The following is a 16,235-nucleotide window of genomic DNA, read 5'->3' on the forward strand; positions in this document are numbered from 1 at the left end:
CTTTTGTAGTGACACAACGTGAAGCTCTATATTGGAAGCCGCTAATCGATCAATTTAATTCTAACAACCCAAATATCCAGGTTGAACTAAAAAATTTTGCTGGAAATAACCCACAAAACCCAAATTCCAGTACAGAAGTCAGAAATACATACATCTCCGACTTGGAAAGCAAATCGCCGTCATATGACCTAATTTACATGGACATTATTTGGGTTCCTGAATTTGCCCAAAAAAATTTGCTGATGGATATTACTCAAGAATTTTCAAAAGACGAATTGAACAAGTTTATAAGTAGTGAGGTTGAATATGGAAAATATAAAAACAAACTATATCGTATTCCCTTCCGCAGCGATGTGGGCGTACTTTACTATCGCAAAGATTTGCTAGATGAGCTAAATCAGAAGCCACCAGAAACATTTGAGGATTTAATGCAAATTTCTCGTGAAGTAAAGCGACAGAGAAGCATTCCATACGGTTATCTTTGGCAGGGAAAACCTTCGGAAGCAATGACAGCAATGTTTGTTGAAGTACTTTACAGTTCTGGTGGCTTTTGGATTGATGAGAACAAAAATGTAGGATTAGACAAACCAGAAGCAATAAAGGCGGTTGAATTTTTACGCGACACAATTAAACAAGGTATTTCTCCTAAGAATCTTACAACTTACGCTTACGATGAACAATATACCCGTAGCTTATTTAGGGATAGTAAAGCCATTTTTATGCGTAATTGGCCTAATGTCTGGCTTGATGTTAATGGCTCAGAACCTTCTTTTCCTGGTAAGATTGGCATTAAACCTGTGGTTCATGCAGAAGGAAAGGAAAGTCGTGCCTGCAAAGGCAGCTGGGGCTTTGGAATTGCCAAAAATACAAAATATAAAAAACAAGCTTTGAATGCGATTAAATTCTTCACAAGTGCAGCATCTCAGCAGAAGTTTACCCTAGCATATGGCTCTATGCCGAGCCGTAGAGATTTGTTTTATGAGCCAAGGATTGCTGCTAAATACAGATACTATCCAGAACTGCTGAAGATGGTTGAAAACTCGGTTGCACGTCCACCTATTCCTGAATATGCAGAAGCATCCCGCATTTTACAAAAATATCTTAGTGAGGCTCTGAATCCTGATAACAAAGATTATAAACAGATGATGGAAGAGGCAGCTTCTCAAACAGAGAAGTTACTTATAAAATCCAATCGCCAATTATAAAATTACACCATTTTCTTGTCTTGACAATGCCATCGGCACTAGCCACAGCCAACTGCTTCTCATCCTTGGGATTGAAGGCGATCGCTACTAAACTATTGTTGTTATTATCGGGCAAGTCTTTAATCAAACGACCGTTGTTGTTCCAAATTTTTATCGTGCTGTCAGCATTAGCTGTGGCGATAAACTTCCTACTGTTTGAACTGAAGGCAAAAGCCACTACCCGATCGTGTTCTAAAGGTTGAGGTGTGTTCTGCTTTTCCCATTCCCACAACTTCGCTTTTTTGTCCGAACCAAGCAGAAGCAGATATTTTCCTTCCGGACTAAAGTTGATAGCCACTGGGTAAGCTTCGAGGTTTACTTGCTTGATGACTTGGAAAGTAGTTGTGTCCCAGACTTGTGCATTGCCGTTAGCATCAGCTGTTGCTAGATACTTGCTATCTTTTGAACTGAAGGCAACAGCTACTACATTATTTAGTGGCATAGTTTTATCGGTTTGCCACTCCCACACCTGTGCTTTGTTGTTCAGTCCGACTATGGCTAGATACTTTCCATCTAGACTGAAGCTAACAGCCCTTACGTATTCATTGTATTGTTGAAGCTTAATTTCTTGAAAGTTGTTTGTATCCCACACTCGCACAGAACCGCCAGCAGTGGCTGTAGCTAGATAGTTGCCTTCAGGGCTGAAGGCAAGAGTAACTACGTAATTTGTATGCTCCAACAAGTTTAAAGGGCTAATGCTACCTTTGGCATCCATCTTCCACAAGCGTACGTTACCATCCAAACTGGCTGTGGCGATTTTTTCTCCATTTGGGCTGAATTTAAGGGCTACTACACCATCTTGATGAGACCCACAACCAACTGGCTTATTGTTACTGGTTGGTTCTAAGACTCTGACTGTATTGTCCAAACTTGCTGTGGCTATATACCTACCATCAGGGCTGAAAGCCATTTCACTCACATCTAAGGCTCGTGAATCACAGATTGTGTTTGGTTTGGCCATATCAATACACCCAGCAATAGGATGACGATCAACCCAACGATAACGCGCGAGCGAGATTGAGGAATAGGTCGGGGAGAGGGTCGAGGCACTGGTGGATTGGGAGAAGGCTGGAGAGGTGGAGGCAAAGTCTCGGTTTGGCTATTTTGCTGATGTAAAGAGCGACCAATTTCTTCTAAGCGTTGCAAGATGGTTTGTGTATTGGCAGGTCGATTTTCTACAGATGGAGCCATTAATGCGTCTATAAAATCTGCCAATGGCTTTGAAACTTGCGGCGCATTTTCTCGCCAAATCAACTGATTTGTTTGGGGGTTTTGATGAAAGTAATTAGGAGTGGGGTGATGACCTATTAGTAAATAAACAAATGTGCGTCCTAAAGCAAAGAAATCGGATTGTGGAACGGCTCTACCTTCAATTTGTTCTTGAGGAGTGTAGATAAATGATTCAACTCTTGTCACACCTCCGTGTCGATTAACCACTGTCTCTGTAACTTCCCTGGCTGTACCAAAATCAATCAACGCAAGCTTTCCATCAGGTTTTCGCATGATGTTCGAGGGTTTAATATCCCGATGAAAAAAGTTGTTTTGATGCACATAATCCAGTATTTCGGTGATTTCTTTCAGCCAATCTAGTGCTAGCTGTTCAGAAATTTTTCCATTCTGCCTCACCCAATCTTCCAAATTATCCCCTTCAATTTTTTCCATCACCAAACACTGCAATTGTTGACCATCCTTCAACCGCCAGGGGAAACTATCATCTAGCTCTGCTTTGGGAATTCCTGGATGCCTCAAATTAGTCAATATCTCTGCTTCTTGCTTAAACAGTTTGGTGTATTTCTCGTGGTCATTCTTCTTGAGAACCTTTAGGACTTTCGGCTCAGAGGATGTTACCTTTGCAGTCGGTTTCCTGAAAAGTGCAGCTACATGAGCAAGGGCTGGGAAAACAGGCTGAGTTTGTATAGCTGCTTCAAATACATCAAAATAGGGTGAAAGGTCGAGGTCGCGTAGAGGTTTAACTAGTCGATATTGACCCTGAATTAGCAAGTCATTGCCGCAGGCTTGGCACTTGTAAAAGTTGTTGGGGTTGTGGCGATTTCGACATTTGGGGTTGATACAGTAGCTCATACTTTTACGCCATCAAGATTGAGAAAGGGGTTAAATGTTTGGTCTTTTCACTGCTTTACCTACTTATTCCATAAGTTCTTCTTACGTATTTCATACCAACAGGTTGTAGTGTGAACAGCACTGCACTTTGTTCTGTACTTTCTATGAGCGATCGCCGTTTCAGGCAATGCAAAGTCTCGATGATTTCCGATTCATCTAATACTACTAAACAGCGACGCTGACGCAAAAAATCAACTAATTGTGATAAATCTGACTGAGATTGCTGCTGATGAGAAAACAAAGAAATCAAGTTTACCAAAAGAAATTCCAGTGGTGGCGCATGACGAAGACTACACCAGATAAAATACTCAAAATAGTGCTACTACACGGCAACGGTCTTGCACTTAGTGCAGATTTTTAATTTCCGTATTTAATCTTCCCAGAAACTATTGTTAATTAAAACAAACGAGCGGGCTTCTTGTGAAGATTGGAATCAATCGACCGAACCCGACGCACTACGGAAATCATGTAATCGTAATTTGGTACTGGCGCCTCGGGTATATAACCTATTTCTCGAACCAAACTTTCAGGGGCTGCACTCATGATTTTACGAATCTGTTCTTGTCGATTCGGTTCTACATTTGGTGCAATCAAAACCACATCTGGTGGAGCACTATGAGGATCTGTGTAAAGTAGGCGGAATTGCGTATCTTTCAACTGTGGGCTGTAAAAATTAAATTCTGCCAGCGAAAGCGCACCAGCCGCAGCCTTTTTTTGTGCAACCGATTCCAAAACAGTTTTGGGTGTAGGAGCAAATAGTACCTCAGCTAATGTTAAGCCATAAAGGTTGTAAACCGGGAAATAATATCCCGTTGCGGAACCTACTTGGCCTAAAGCTACTGTTTGACCCTGAAGCTGTTTTAACTCTCGGATTGGGCTGTCGTTGCGAACAACCAGAATTGACCGCGAATGGCTCAAATCTTGCAACGGAAACAGAGGGCGGTACTGGTGATCGGCGATCGCGATCGCTGCTATCCCCGAAGATGCAAAAACCAACGACCAAGCTTGGTTCTGAACCTGCTCTAGGGCTTTCTTTTCATTGTATGTAGGTTCTAGTTCAACACGTGCCCCCGTTTTTTGGGCTAAGTAGTGGTTGAAGTTGGCATATCTCTTCAGAGTTTGTTCTGCTTCAGTATAGCTAATTACACCAATAACTAACCGACCGCTAAAACTTGACGTTGGTGATTTACATCCTCCGAGTACAAAAATTAGAAATATCAGAAGACATAACCAACCTGATAATCTTAAAGGCATTACTAGCACTAATTCTGAAAATACTTTTTTGGTGTTAATATTAATACCCTGTATAAAAATTATTTTATACTATTTGAGAGATATATTCTCTTATTATTTCTATAGGACTCATATTTGATTTTTGAAATATGCGTAGGGTGCGTTACGCGATCGCGTAACACACCCTACAGATACTTAGATTTTTTCATAAATCAAATCGGATTCCTATAGTATTTACAACTTTAAGTCAAAGCTGAAAACCGAAATATAATTTTAAGCAAGCCCTACCTAAGAATTAGTTGTAAATTTCTGGGAGGCCAATAACATGTTTTTTAATAAACGTTTTAGAGATACCAATATTGGCACAAAATTTAATATATTTTTGATGCTTATTTTCATACTAAGCATTACATTAAGTGGTGGTGTTCTATCAACAGTACTTCAGCACACAGCCCAAAATGAAATCACTTCTCAAGCCAAGATTCTGTTTCAAGCTGTTAATTCAGTTAGAAACTATACACAAGAGCGGGTAAATCCCCTGCTAGTAGCCAGGCTTGAAACCGAAGCAGCGTTTATTCCAGAAGCAATACCAACCTTCTCTGTGAGAGAAGTATTTGAAAATTTTCGTAAAAGCGAAGAATATAAAAATTTCTTCTATAAAGATGCAGCACCAAATCCTACTAATTTACGTGACAAAGCTGATGAATTTGAAACTAAGCTTGTAGAAGAATTTCGTCGCAACTCAAAGAAAAAAGAAGATTACGGCTTTCGCGATCTTCCTGAAGGTAAAGTATTTTACATAGCTCGACCATTTATCATCACAGAACAAAAGTGCTTACAATGCCATTCAACACCAGCACAAGCACCTAAAAGTTTATTATCCAGTTACGGTTCAGAACATGGCTTTGGCTGGAAACTCAATGATATTGTTGCTGCTCAAATTGTGTATGTTCCGGCTGAAGAAGTTTTTGATAGTGTCCGTCGCTCTTTTTCTTTGATAATGGGAGTTTTAATTTGTATATTTGCCATAATACTTATAGTAATCAATGTTTTACTGAAAAAAGCAGTAATTCAGCGAATCAAAAGCATAGCGAATACTGCACAAAAAGTTAGTACTGGAAATATGCATGTTGATTTCACAGAAAACTCTAAAGATGAAATTGGTGCTTTAGCTGTAGCATTCAATCGGATGAAGTCAAGTCTTGAAATAGCTATGAAGCTTCTTAAGCATAAAAAATAGTCAAACTTAAGAAGCTAGACTTTGTTGAAATTCAATAGCTTTTTTCCGATCGGGAATTTCTGCTGCTAAAGCTTGCACAAGTTGCATTTGAGAAATTTCTGGATCAGATTCCAAAGAATAGTCTATAAGTAAAGTAGCTACCGGGCCAATTATCTCTGCTAGTTCTTGTTCACATCGACGTAAAAAACTTTCGTTAATTCCTTGCTGTTTTGCGGTTGATTGAGTAGCACAATTTATTTGAGATTGCATCGGATTTTCTTTCAAAAGAAACATCACCTGCTTTTCAAATTCAAGCTGTTGGTGCTGTGGAAGGTAAAATCTGAAATTTTCTACTAATTCATTGAGATCGTACACTTCTTGGGCAACTTCTTCTAACAAAGTAGGAGCTATAGGGCCGATAAGCTCAAGCAAAATACTTTGCAAAAGTAAATATTTTTCTGGATAAAGGACAGAGTAAGGTGGAGAATTTGTGTTTGCGGAAACAGTAATTGTAGAGATTGAATGATCTAGCTTTTCTTCCAAAAAAATTGGTCTAGTAGCAAGCGGATCAATTTCCTTTAATTGTTGCCAAGTAAGTTGCAGGATTAGTTGTCCTTTTTCTTGCAAAATTTCTTGCGTATCTTGAAATCTTCTTTCCAAGCTAGGAGCCATTAATTTATCAATAAAATCTGCCAACACTTCTGTGACTTGTGGTGCTGCTTGTCGCCATATTAAATCACCTGTTTGGTAGTCTTTTGAAAAATCAGTAGGGCGTTTACCTGTTAGTAAATGGACAAACGTGCGTCCTAAAGCAAAAAAGTCTGATTGCGGAACGGCTCTACCTTCTATTTGCTCTGGAGCAGTATAGCCATCAGAATAAATAACTGTTACATCCCTTCCATGAACAACTGTTTCTGTAACTTGCCTAGCTGTACCAAAGTCTATCAACACAAGTTGTCCATTGTGCTTGCGTATAATATTAGAAGGCTTTATATCCCGATGGAAAAACTTATTTTTATGTAAGTAATCTAAAATTTCTGTCAGTTGACTTAGCCAATTAATTGCTAGGTCTTGCAGAATTGGCTCATTATCATTTTCATTTAGCCACTGCTCTAAATTTTCTCCCTTAATTTTCTCCATGACTAGGCAGGGCAAATTTTGACCATTCTTTAATTTCCAAGTAAAGAATTCATGTGATTCAGATTTGGGAATTCCTGAATTCCTAAGATTTACTAATATTTGGGCTTCTTGCTGAAAAAGTTGAATATACTTATAATTACTGCTTTTTAAAATCTTTAAAACCTTACATTTTCCACCATCATCTACTTCAAAAACTTCACAATGAGGTGAATCACATGGGTCACGCAAAGGTTTAATTAGCCGATATCGATTATTAATAAGTAATAAATTGCCGCAGCATACACAAAAATTTATATTATCAAGATTTGTACGATTTTGACAATTAGGATTTATGCAGTAGTTCATAAATTTAGTCAACACAATTACTGCAATTTATACTTGATTTTCTGAAAGTAAATTCATCAAGTTAATTTTCAAATATCCAACTTGTAATGGTGATTTATCTATCAGCATTGAAAGCAATAAGTTGAGCCGATCTACTAAATCACTTTCATTGATAAACAACCGACTTAACCTATTCTTGATTACTAGTAGTATGGGAAAATATTTAATTGACAAATTGCAATTATAAATTTGTGATTTAATGAATTTGTAATTAGATAAAAAATGCAAATTCTCAAAATTTTGATTGTGATAAGCTTCATAAAATTCTTGACATACCAAGTCTACTAGGCAGTTGCTAACGTATTTCATAATCACTGGCTGTAGAGTAAAACTTGCTTCGTTTTCTTCTGGATTTTGTTCAATTAGCGATCGCCGTTTTAAAGATGCCAAAGCAAGTAGTAATTTTGATTGAGAAGGTGGCGATAATATATTTTCTCGCAATCTGGCAGGTGTAACTGGCTGATGTTCAATTGCTAGCCAGTACATAATCTCTTTTTCTAAATCTGACAGGCGTTCAAATTGTTGATTTAAAATGTCGTTAAAAGGCTCGCTTAAAACTAAAGTATTCTGTTCTAAATATGCAGAAACATTGCCATTAAACAACTCTTGAATCAGATTAGCTATTAGCTGTAATGCCAAAGGATTACCTCTATAAAGATGAATCACTTCTGCTAATCTATCCTCTGAGCCAGAAAAACCTTTAGCTATAAATATTTTCCTGGCGTCCTCTTCCTGTAATCCCCTTAAAAGGAGTGAGCGAACAGGCAGTTTCGGCCCTTCCGACAAGGCAATTTCTTGTGGTTTTTCGCAAGTAGTTAAGATTATGCAACTCTGATGCCAATCTTCTCCCAGTCGCCAGAGTAACTCACCATAAAATTCATACCCTTGAAGATAATACCCTGCGCGATCGCCGCTTTTGAGTATTGTTTCTAAGTTATCCAGTACTACCAAACAGCGATGCTTTTGTAAGTAATGAATTAGTTGCGAAACTCTCTGATTAATGTCTTGTGTTAGTTCAATTTCTTGATCGGGAGAGAACAATAAAAGCAGGTCTTTTAGGAAATCTTCAATTGCTGGAGCATTGCGTAGCGATCGCCAAATCACATACTCAAACTGATCTTGAATTTGTTTTGCTAGTTTTGCCGCCAAAGCAGTTTTGCCAATTCCTCCTATACCTTGTAGTAGCACTACACGGCAGCAGTCTTGTACAATCCATTCCCAGAGCGTTGTTAATTCTTCGTTACGTCCATAGAAAACAGAAACATCAGGCGCTTCACCCCAATCAGCGATTGTATCTGACAGCGAAAGGTAAGGTTGAACGGTGGTATCAACAATTTTTTCCCAGTCCAGTCCTACCGCATAACAAATATCGATAAAAGATTGTTGTTGAATAGGTTTCCCTTGCCAAAACCGCTTCAAAGTTGCTATTGAAGTACGAGCAGCATCAGCCCAAGCAGGAGATTGTCTGTCCCAGCTTTTGCGTCTTCTCGCCTGCTCAATAATTTCTAAACCCTCAGTCGAGGCTCTTAGCGAAACTCCCATATTTACGTTTTAGCAGTGTCCCCTTTCTCAATTGTGGCTCACTTACGTATCAGTAGTAAGAGCAGTGAGATAGAAATTGAGCTAAAAAATTGAGCCAGTGATGAGCCGTGATGAGCCATTAAACCTTTGCACAAATAGCATTCTAGAGATGTGGGAATTAGGTGGAGCGCTCAATTACCGATTCAGTTCTCACATACCAACCAGTTTACAAACAGTAACAACAGCAGAGAAAAACTGCACTACTACTTCGATGACTGAATCGATGTTCTACAAACTTATCGCAGCAAGCTTTCAAATTCACATTCCATAAGGAGTAAAGGAGAAAAAATGAAAGACAATCAGCATGAACAACTGTTTACCGAATTAACTCCCGAAGAAGCGGCCGTTATTGAAGGATCTGGTGCTTTCGTTGAGGATATTAGATTTGATACGTACGACACCACACGATCATTCTATGTGCCACCAGGTGGAGACATCATTCTCACTTCCACCACTCAATCGGGCAAGAATAACCGATTATTCACTGCCAGTATCAGAAATTTAAAGACTAATAACACGAACGCGAAAACGGTCAGAGTTGGTAGGGGAATTCGTACTGAATGGAAAGGAGTGCGGGGAGGTAACTACAAAATCGATTTTAGAGATACCAAAGATGGTGTATTTGTCTCTGGCAGGGCAAATGTTTCCTACACCTGACGCAGCACCTTTGCTCAATGTTCAGGAGTCCGATCAAACAAACTGATTAGACCAGTAGAACATTTACGGCGATCAAGAGGAAAGTCTCGATCGCCTTCCTCTCCAATAAAGGGTGAAATAACACATTTGTTGTTGATTGTTTTGACAGATGCAACAAGCGTACCTTTCTAAAAATCAACAACAGATCTAGAACCAACAAACCTAGATGGTTTGAGTTTTGACGATGAAATATCAAAGTGTCCTGCAACATAGCGAAGAAGACTGTGGCGCGGCTTGTCTAGCTACTGTTGCCAAATACTATGGGCGCAGCTTTGCCATCGGTCGCATTCGGGAAGCGGTTGGCACTGGGTCACGCGGAACAACCTTGCTGGGACTTTATCGAGGAGCCGAAGTCCTTGGATTTAATGCACGTCAAGTCAAAGCCTCTGCACAATTGCTCGATCGCCTAGATCAAGCCCCTCTACCCGCCGTCATTCATTGGAAGGGGAGTCACTGGGTGGTTTTGTATGGGCAAAAAGGAAAAAAGTATGTCATTGCCGATCCAGGTGTCGGTATCCGATATTTGACTCGCCAAGAGTTAGTGGCAAGCTGGAATAACGGCATAATGCTGCTGCTGGAGCCAGATAATAGTCGGTTTTATCAACAACCCGAAGATAAAGTTGGCGGCTTTGGTCGTTATCTCAAGCGGGTTTTACCCTATCGTGGCATTCTCATCCAGGCGATCGCCATCAACATCGCCATCGGATTGCTTTCCCTCGCCTCTCCGTTAATGATGCAACTGCTCACCGATGACGTGCTAGTGCGGGGGGATACCCAACTACTCACGACAGTGGCAATTGGCGTTGTCACTATGAGCTTAATTAGCAGTGCGATCGGTTTGGTACAGTCTCACCTGATCGGTCACTTTGGTCAGCGGCTGCAATTAGGACTAATTCTGGAATATGGTCGCAAACTCCTGCACTTACCTCTCTCGTATTTTGAAGGACGACGCAGTGGGGAAGTAGTCAGCCGCATTGCCGATGTTGATGCTATCAATGAATTAATTTCCGAAATAGTCCTCGGTTTGCCCAGCCAATTTTTTATCGCCTTAGTTTCCTTGGGCTTTATGCTGTTCTACAGCTGGACACTCACTCTCGCTTCCTTCGCTGCCTTTGTTCTCGTCACGGTCGTCAGCCTGCTGTTCCTCCCCGCCTTGCGCCAAAAAACCCGCAACATGATTGTCTTAGGTACAGAAAACCAAGGCTTTCTCGTCGAAACTTTTCGTGGTGTCCAAGTGCTAAAAACTACCCAAGCCACCCCTCAAGCTTGGCAAGAGTATCAGACAAATTACGGTCGCCTCGCCAATCTAGGCTGGAGTACGATGAAGTTGGGGCTTTACAGCGGCACTATTACTAGCTTTATTTCCACCGTGACGAATATTGCCTTACTCTGGTTAGGTAGTTATCTAGTGATTAATCGCACCTTAAGCATTGGTCAGCTGCTGGCGTTTAGCGGTATGAGTGGCAACTTTCTTGGCTTCCTGGATTCAGCGATTGGGTTAGTTGATGAGTTTATCACTGCTCAGATTGTCATCCAACGCCTGAGTGAAGTTATCGACGCTACCCCAGAAGACGAAAACGACTTTAAAAAGCCTTGGGCAGAAATTCCAGGCAATGCAGATATTACCTGCACTAACCTCAACTTCCATCACGCGGGGAGAGTTGACCTGTTGCAAGATTTTTCCCTCACTATCCCTGGCGGTCAAGTAATTGCCCTCATTGGTAAATCTGGTTGTGGCAAAAGCACCCTCGCTAAATTGATAGCTGGTTTGTATTCCCCTCAGTCTGGCAATATCCGCTATGACATCTATAATCAGCAAGACCTCTCCCTCGAATGTTTGCGCCAGCAGGTAGTGTTAGTACCCCAAGAACCCCACTTTTGGAGTCGTTCCATCATTGACAACTTCCGCTTCAGCTATCCCCATATCAGTTTTGAGGAAATTGTGAGAGCTTGTGATATTACTGGTGCAGATGAGTTTATCAGTAAGCTGCCCGACAAGTATCAAACTGTCTTAGGAGAATTTGGCGCGAATCTTTCTGGTGGACAACGGCAGAGATTAGCGATCGCCCGCGCCCTCGTCACCAATCCGCCCATCCTGATTTTAGATGAATCCACTGGCGCACTTGACCCGGTCAGTGAAGCCGAAGTACTAGATAAACTGCTTGCCTATCGCCAGGGCAAAACCACAATTATGATTAGTCACCGCCCTAAAGTTATCCAGCGAGCTGATTGGATTGTCTTACTTGAGGAAGGAAAGGTGAAAATTCAGGGTACTCCAGAAGTTCTGCAAAACGAAATAGGCGATCGCTTAGTTTTCCTAGATGGTATTGCCCCATCTACAAATGGTCGGGTGGTGAAATCCGTTTTTAACGGACATGTCTAGTGGTCTATCGCATTAATTCAATCATGACTAGTCACTCTAACTCAGACTGGCTACCCCCAGTTCAAGAAAATGAGTTTCTCCCACCAATTAGTCGTTGGACTAACCTTGGCGGAATGGTCATCGTCGTGATTGTGGGAATCGCTACGATGCTAACGTCTGTACTCAAATACAAAACAACGGTCAAAGCAGAAGCAACAGTTCGTCCTACAGGTGAATTGCGGCTCGTCCAAGCGGTAGCCGAAGGTGCAGTCATGCATATTTCTGTCAAAGAGAATCAACCTGTGAATCGCGGCGATGTGATCGCGACGATCGATAACTCTTCTCTGCAAACGAAAAAGAGTTTACTGCACACTAATATCCAGCAAGCCCAACTCCAGCGAGTGCAAATTAATGCTCAGATTCATGCCCTCCATCGCCAGATCGAAGCAGAAACCAACCGTATAAATCGGATGATCGCTGCTGCCAAAGCAGAACTGAGTAATCGTCGTCGAGACTATCAAGACAAACGAGCGATCGCCATTACTGAAGTAGCAGAAGCGGAGGCAAACTTAAAAGCTGCGGAGGCGGCTTTAGGTGTAGCTCGATCAAAGCGCGATCGCTATCAGTTAATTGCGGATAGTAAAGCCATTTCTAAAAATCAATTGGAGGAAGCCCAACTCGAAGTTGCAGAGCAAGAACAAGCTGTTGAAGCTGCCCGATCAAAACTGCAACGTGCCCAAACCACCCTGAATCCGATCGATGCTGAGGTGGCGATCGCCGCTGAGCGCATTGCTCAAGAGCAAGCCAGCGGTCAAGCCAATCTTGCCACATTAGCCAAAGAACAGGAAGCTTTGATTCAGCAACGAGTTGAAATCAATAAACAGCTCGAACGCTCCACCCGTGAGTTGCAACAAGTCGAATTTGATCTCCGTCAAACCACCATCACTGCCACAGCCGATGGAGTTATCGCCAAGCTGAATCTACGCAACTCGGGTCAAATGGTGCGTCCTGGGGAAGAAATCGCTCAAATTCTCCCTATTAATACGCCTTTGGAGGTGAAGGCAATTGTATCCCCTGGGGACCGAAATAAATTGAGAGCCCGGCAAAATGTCCAGATACGGGTTTCCGCCTGCCCCTATCCTGATTACGGCGTTCTCAAAGGCACGGTTAGTCAAATTGCCGAAGATACTACCAGGCCTCAAGCAAGTGGTACGGCGACAACTGACTTTGTTGCTGCAAATCACAATAGCAATGCAGCGATCGCCTTTTATGAGGTGATGATCGAGCCAGAAACTCAAACATTTGGTCAGGGCAATAACCAATGTGCACTTCAATCTGGGATGGAGGCTAGAGTCGATATCATTACCAGGGAAGAAACCGTGTTGCAATTCCTACTCAGGAAAGCAAGGCTGATGACAGATGTATAGTCAGGGGTTTATGAAATATAGCTGTTGTCAGGTAGGTTAGGACATAATCTGATCGTAAAACCCTGACACCAAAGGACTTTCAAGCCTGTTCCCCGTTAAGAGTTCCCTGTTCCCTGCTATAGTTTATGGACACTTACTGTTGGAACTAAACAAACATAACTATAGAAATCCGGTTTGATGATTGAAAAAATCTAAGTACACGTAGGGTGTGCGATCGGCGAGAGTACGGCACCAAAAACATAGAATGATGCGTTAGCCTTTGGCGTAACGCAACGGCAATAAAGGGGGAGGAAAATCCACACCCCTTTTTGCCTCCCCTACGTATCTTTTCAAAAATCAAATACTAGTCCTATACTTAGGGAAATATTACAAGTAACGATACTAGGAGTAAATCAGCCATAAAAGCCTTAATATACATATATTTCAGCCGTACTAATATACTATCAACTGAATTTGAGCGATCGCGCTAATGACCATCCTCAAGCACCGTTGTAAGGACAGAAAAGGCAGTTAGCACCAGGTGGTGTCTTGGCAAGCTGAAGCATAATTAACCACTACGAGGTATACGCTCAATTTCCGCATAACCACTGAAAATTAATCGTTTCCCTTCAGTTTCCAAACGGTTAAGTCGCATTTTTACCCCATCTAGGTCAAAGCGATCCAAATCGACCATATTATCCAAAATTTCCGCTAATGCCAGACTCAAGGTTCTGGATATTTCCCGCTGCGCTTCTGGCACTTGATCGAGTTCAATCTCTGGATTTGTAAAAGAAATACGCCGCCGCCTTTCAACAGCGATAGTTAGAGTCATTTGTAGCGGTACAAGTTCACCATTGTTTAAATCAGCCTTTGCGAACATCCGCAGGCGATTTTCTGGCAATAGTTCTACTTGTACTTCGGTAAACGAGACTGGTTTACCACCAGATAACGCTGTCAAAGCAGGTAAAGATAGGTTCACCAGCCGCTTTCTGACTAGTTCTGCTTTAAAAGAGTCGTTGATGCCTGCTTCTGACAATACAACTTGAGCGATCGCTTGCGTAGGTTGCTTCAGACGCAGCTTGCCACTTACAACTGAACCAAAATCAATCGCAACAGCATCCGTTTCTATAGAAATTTCCTCGGCAGCAAAATCTCTACGGATAACCAAACCACGGCCTTTCATCTTGAAGCTGTCGATGCTGCCTTGCAAGAGTTTGCTGGAAGGATAGCAGCGGACAAAGACTTCTACTGACTCGCTTTTGGTGAACAGGTGGCGAATCGTTTGGGTAGCAACGGTATTTAGCATCCGTTCTCCCCAGTCTGTGCCTTTAGGATCTGTCAAACCAGTAAGTCCGCCTAACATTTGCGTTGAGGTCTCTAGAAGTTCTTTGTATTTTTGTAACAAATTGTGAAGAAACCAGCAAGTGTCTGGCGATTGATTGTGCTGATAGTCAAGTGTGGTATGGGTAATAGCAGGGAATCTCTTTGAGCTTGCAGACAAGGCAATCTGCACCTGTTCAAGTTAGGGCTAGAGAATTTACTAGCATTAAATTTACGCTAAATTTACTGCACTGGTAGTGCCATAATCATTTATTTAAATAATACAAATCATATTTTTTCTAAATACAAAATTCTTAGTTTTATGATTTGAGTGGAAAATCTATAAAGTTAAGTCTGATGTGAATAAACTCTTGACTCTTGTTAATTTGACTTTTATATCTTCAATTTGGCAGGATAGCTAACAGTAAAACAATACAACCAGACTATGTCTTTTCGGATTTTAAGTTTGGATGGTGGCGGAATTCGAGGATTAGTTGCAGCAAAGATGCTGGCAGCAATTGAAAAGCAAATTCTGCAACCTTTAAATGAGTATTTTAACTTAATAGCTGGAACTTCTACAGGGTCAATTTTAGCCACAGCTATAGCCACAGGACGCAGTAGTGAAGAAATTGTTGAGTTATACAAGCAAAAAAGTTCAATAATTTTCCCTTACAGAAGTCGTTTTTCACTCAAGCGAATTCCCCTAATTATAAAATACGGTTTGTCTGCTCCCAAGTACTCGAACGACGGTTTAATTCAAGTACTGAAAGAAACTTTTGGAGAAACCAGACTGTTTGATGTTCCATCGCCTTTACTATTGATTGTCTCTTATGACACGATTACCCGTGAACCAATCATTTTTAAAAGCTGGCGGCAAGACAAAGATTATGGCAACGTACCGCTGTGGGAGGTGTGCGTCTGTTCAACATCTGCACCAACTTATTTTCCAGCATATAAACTACAAAGAAAGGTAAACCGAACAATTCAACAAGCAAATAGTGAATGTATATATTCTGCTATTGATGGTGGTGTCGCTGCTAACAACCCCTCCGCTAGTGCTGTTGCTGAAGCGCTGAGACTAGGCCACGCAGCAGATAAAATTACCGTTCTCTCAATTGGGACAGGCGATCGCACGCGGATAATTCCCTTTGAAAAAGCTGAAAGCTGGGGTTTAATACAATGGGCACAACCTTTGATTGGTGTATTATTTGACGCCTCATCAGATATTTACGAGTACATCACCAATCAAATCATGGATAATCACGTCTTGCGCTTGCAATTCAAACTGGATCGGCAATTAACTGGCAAGCGTTTAAGCGATGACATTGATGACGTGAGTGAAGAAAATATCAATAATTTGATAGAAGCGGCAGAGGTTTATATTAATCAGCCGCAAATACAAGCAGCATTACAGGAATTTTTACGAGTTAGTCATTAGTCATTAGTCATTAGTCATTTGTTAGTGGTTAGTTTTTTACTACTCCCCATTGCCCCTAATCCCCACTCCCTGGCGGTCGTGGGGGCCCCGA

Annotated in this window: 13 protein-coding genes; 6 read left to right on the top strand and 7 right to left on the bottom strand. The window is 41.4% G+C overall.

What is annotated here, in order from left to right:
• Positions 1-8: 8 nt before the first annotated feature.
• Positions 9-1,205 carry an ABC transporter substrate-binding protein gene (locus FIS9605_RS0120045; protein ID WP_231510400.1) on the top strand — a complete coding sequence of 399 codons (1,197 nt, stop codon included), beginning with the start codon at positions 9-11 and terminating at the stop codon, positions 1,203-1,205.
• Here FIS9605_RS0120045 and FIS9605_RS0120050 read toward each other — a convergent pair.
• From FIS9605_RS0120050 to FIS9605_RS0120060, 4 genes are all read right to left on the bottom strand, one after another.
• Positions 1,180-2,205, bottom strand: coding sequence for a WD40 repeat domain-containing protein (locus FIS9605_RS0120050; protein WP_026734192.1), 1,026 nt, complete (start codon positions 2,203-2,205; stop codon positions 1,180-1,182). The genes FIS9605_RS0120045 and FIS9605_RS0120050 overlap by 26 nt on opposite strands.
• Positions 2,166-3,326: a serine/threonine protein kinase gene (locus tag FIS9605_RS37580; RefSeq protein WP_051470079.1), complete on the bottom strand. Its 1,161-nt coding sequence runs from the start codon at positions 3,324-3,326 to the stop codon at positions 2,166-2,168. The genes FIS9605_RS0120050 and FIS9605_RS37580 overlap by 40 nt, the downstream gene beginning before the upstream one ends.
• 55 nt (positions 3,327-3,381) lie before the next feature.
• Positions 3,382-3,624: a hypothetical protein gene (locus tag FIS9605_RS42855; RefSeq protein ID WP_155960469.1), complete on the bottom strand. Its 243-nt coding sequence runs from the start codon at positions 3,622-3,624 to the stop codon at positions 3,382-3,384.
• A 137-nt stretch (positions 3,625-3,761) separates the two neighbouring features.
• Positions 3,762-4,619, bottom strand: coding sequence for a phosphate/phosphite/phosphonate ABC transporter substrate-binding protein (locus FIS9605_RS0120060; RefSeq protein WP_026734193.1), 858 nt, complete (start codon positions 4,617-4,619; stop codon positions 3,762-3,764).
• 304 nt (positions 4,620-4,923) lie between these two features.
• On the opposite strand from FIS9605_RS0120060, the gene FIS9605_RS0120065 reads away from it, so the two are divergent.
• Positions 4,924-5,838, top strand: coding sequence for a c-type heme family protein (locus tag FIS9605_RS0120065; protein WP_026734194.1), 915 nt, complete (start codon positions 4,924-4,926; stop codon positions 5,836-5,838).
• Positions 5,839-5,844: 6 nt separating this feature from the next.
• On the opposite strand, the gene FIS9605_RS39885 is transcribed toward FIS9605_RS0120065, so the two are convergent.
• The gene (locus FIS9605_RS39885; protein WP_442854717.1) at positions 5,845-7,314 is read right to left on the bottom strand and encodes a protein kinase domain-containing protein; all 1,470 of its coding nucleotides are present in this window, start codon (positions 7,312-7,314) and stop codon (positions 5,845-5,847) included.
• 15 nt (positions 7,315-7,329) lie between these two features.
• Positions 7,330-8,883: an NB-ARC domain-containing protein gene (locus FIS9605_RS37590; RefSeq protein ID WP_035139974.1), complete on the bottom strand. Its 1,554-nt coding sequence runs from the start codon at positions 8,881-8,883 to the stop codon at positions 7,330-7,332.
• Positions 8,884-9,210: 327 nt separating this feature from the next.
• Between FIS9605_RS37590 and FIS9605_RS0120085 the strand changes: the two genes are divergently transcribed.
• From FIS9605_RS0120085 to FIS9605_RS0120095, 3 genes are all read left to right on the top strand, one after another.
• Positions 9,211-9,579 carry a hypothetical protein gene (locus FIS9605_RS0120085; RefSeq protein WP_026734196.1) on the top strand — a complete coding sequence of 123 codons (369 nt, stop codon included), beginning with the start codon at positions 9,211-9,213 and terminating at the stop codon, positions 9,577-9,579.
• Positions 9,580-9,802: 223 nt separating this feature from the next.
• Positions 9,803-12,001, top strand: coding sequence for a peptidase domain-containing ABC transporter (locus tag FIS9605_RS0120090; protein ID WP_026734197.1), 2,199 nt, complete (start codon positions 9,803-9,805; stop codon positions 11,999-12,001).
• 23 nt (positions 12,002-12,024) lie between these two features.
• A complete protein-coding gene (locus FIS9605_RS0120095; RefSeq protein WP_026734198.1) occupies positions 12,025-13,407 on the top strand; it encodes an HlyD family secretion protein in 1,383 nt (460 codons plus the stop codon).
• Between the two features lie 547 nt (positions 13,408-13,954).
• On the opposite strand, the gene FIS9605_RS0120100 is transcribed toward FIS9605_RS0120095, so the two are convergent.
• Positions 13,955-14,749, bottom strand: coding sequence for an LmeA family phospholipid-binding protein (locus tag FIS9605_RS0120100; RefSeq protein WP_026734199.1), 795 nt, complete (start codon positions 14,747-14,749; stop codon positions 13,955-13,957).
• Positions 14,750-15,151: 402 nt separating this feature from the next.
• On the opposite strand from FIS9605_RS0120100, the gene FIS9605_RS0120105 reads away from it, so the two are divergent.
• Positions 15,152-16,144, top strand: coding sequence for a CBASS cGAMP-activated phospholipase (locus tag FIS9605_RS0120105; RefSeq protein ID WP_026734200.1), 993 nt, complete (start codon positions 15,152-15,154; stop codon positions 16,142-16,144).
• Positions 16,145-16,235: the final 91 nt, after the last annotated feature.

This window comes from Fischerella sp. PCC 9605 (genome assembly GCF_000517105.1).
Taxonomy (GTDB): Bacteria; Cyanobacteriota; Cyanobacteriia; order Cyanobacteriales; family Nostocaceae; genus PCC9605.

Excerpts from the sequence above, each read along its gene's own strand:
- FIS9605_RS0120050 (WP_026734192.1), bottom strand. The coding sequence starts at position 2,205 with ATGGCCAAACCAAACACAATCTGTGATTCACGAGCCTTAGATGTGAGT.
- FIS9605_RS37580 (WP_051470079.1), bottom strand. The coding sequence starts at position 3,326 with ATGAGCTACTGTATCAACCCCAAATGTCGAAATCGCCACAACCCCAAC.
- FIS9605_RS0120060 (WP_026734193.1), bottom strand. The coding sequence starts at position 4,619 with ATGCCTTTAAGATTATCAGGTTGGTTATGTCTTCTGATATTTCTAATT.
- FIS9605_RS0120065 (WP_026734194.1), top strand. The coding sequence starts at position 4,924 with ATGTTTTTTAATAAACGTTTTAGAGATACCAATATTGGCACAAAATTT.
- FIS9605_RS37590 (WP_035139974.1), bottom strand. The coding sequence starts at position 8,883 with ATGGGAGTTTCGCTAAGAGCCTCGACTGAGGGTTTAGAAATTATTGAG.
- FIS9605_RS0120085 (WP_026734196.1), top strand. The coding sequence starts at position 9,211 with ATGAAAGACAATCAGCATGAACAACTGTTTACCGAATTAACTCCCGAA.
- FIS9605_RS0120090 (WP_026734197.1), top strand. The coding sequence starts at position 9,803 with ATGAAATATCAAAGTGTCCTGCAACATAGCGAAGAAGACTGTGGCGCG.
- FIS9605_RS0120095 (WP_026734198.1), top strand. The coding sequence starts at position 12,025 with ATGACTAGTCACTCTAACTCAGACTGGCTACCCCCAGTTCAAGAAAAT.
- FIS9605_RS0120100 (WP_026734199.1), bottom strand. The coding sequence starts at position 14,749 with ATGTTAGGCGGACTTACTGGTTTGACAGATCCTAAAGGCACAGACTGG.
- FIS9605_RS0120105 (WP_026734200.1), top strand. The coding sequence starts at position 15,152 with ATGTCTTTTCGGATTTTAAGTTTGGATGGTGGCGGAATTCGAGGATTA.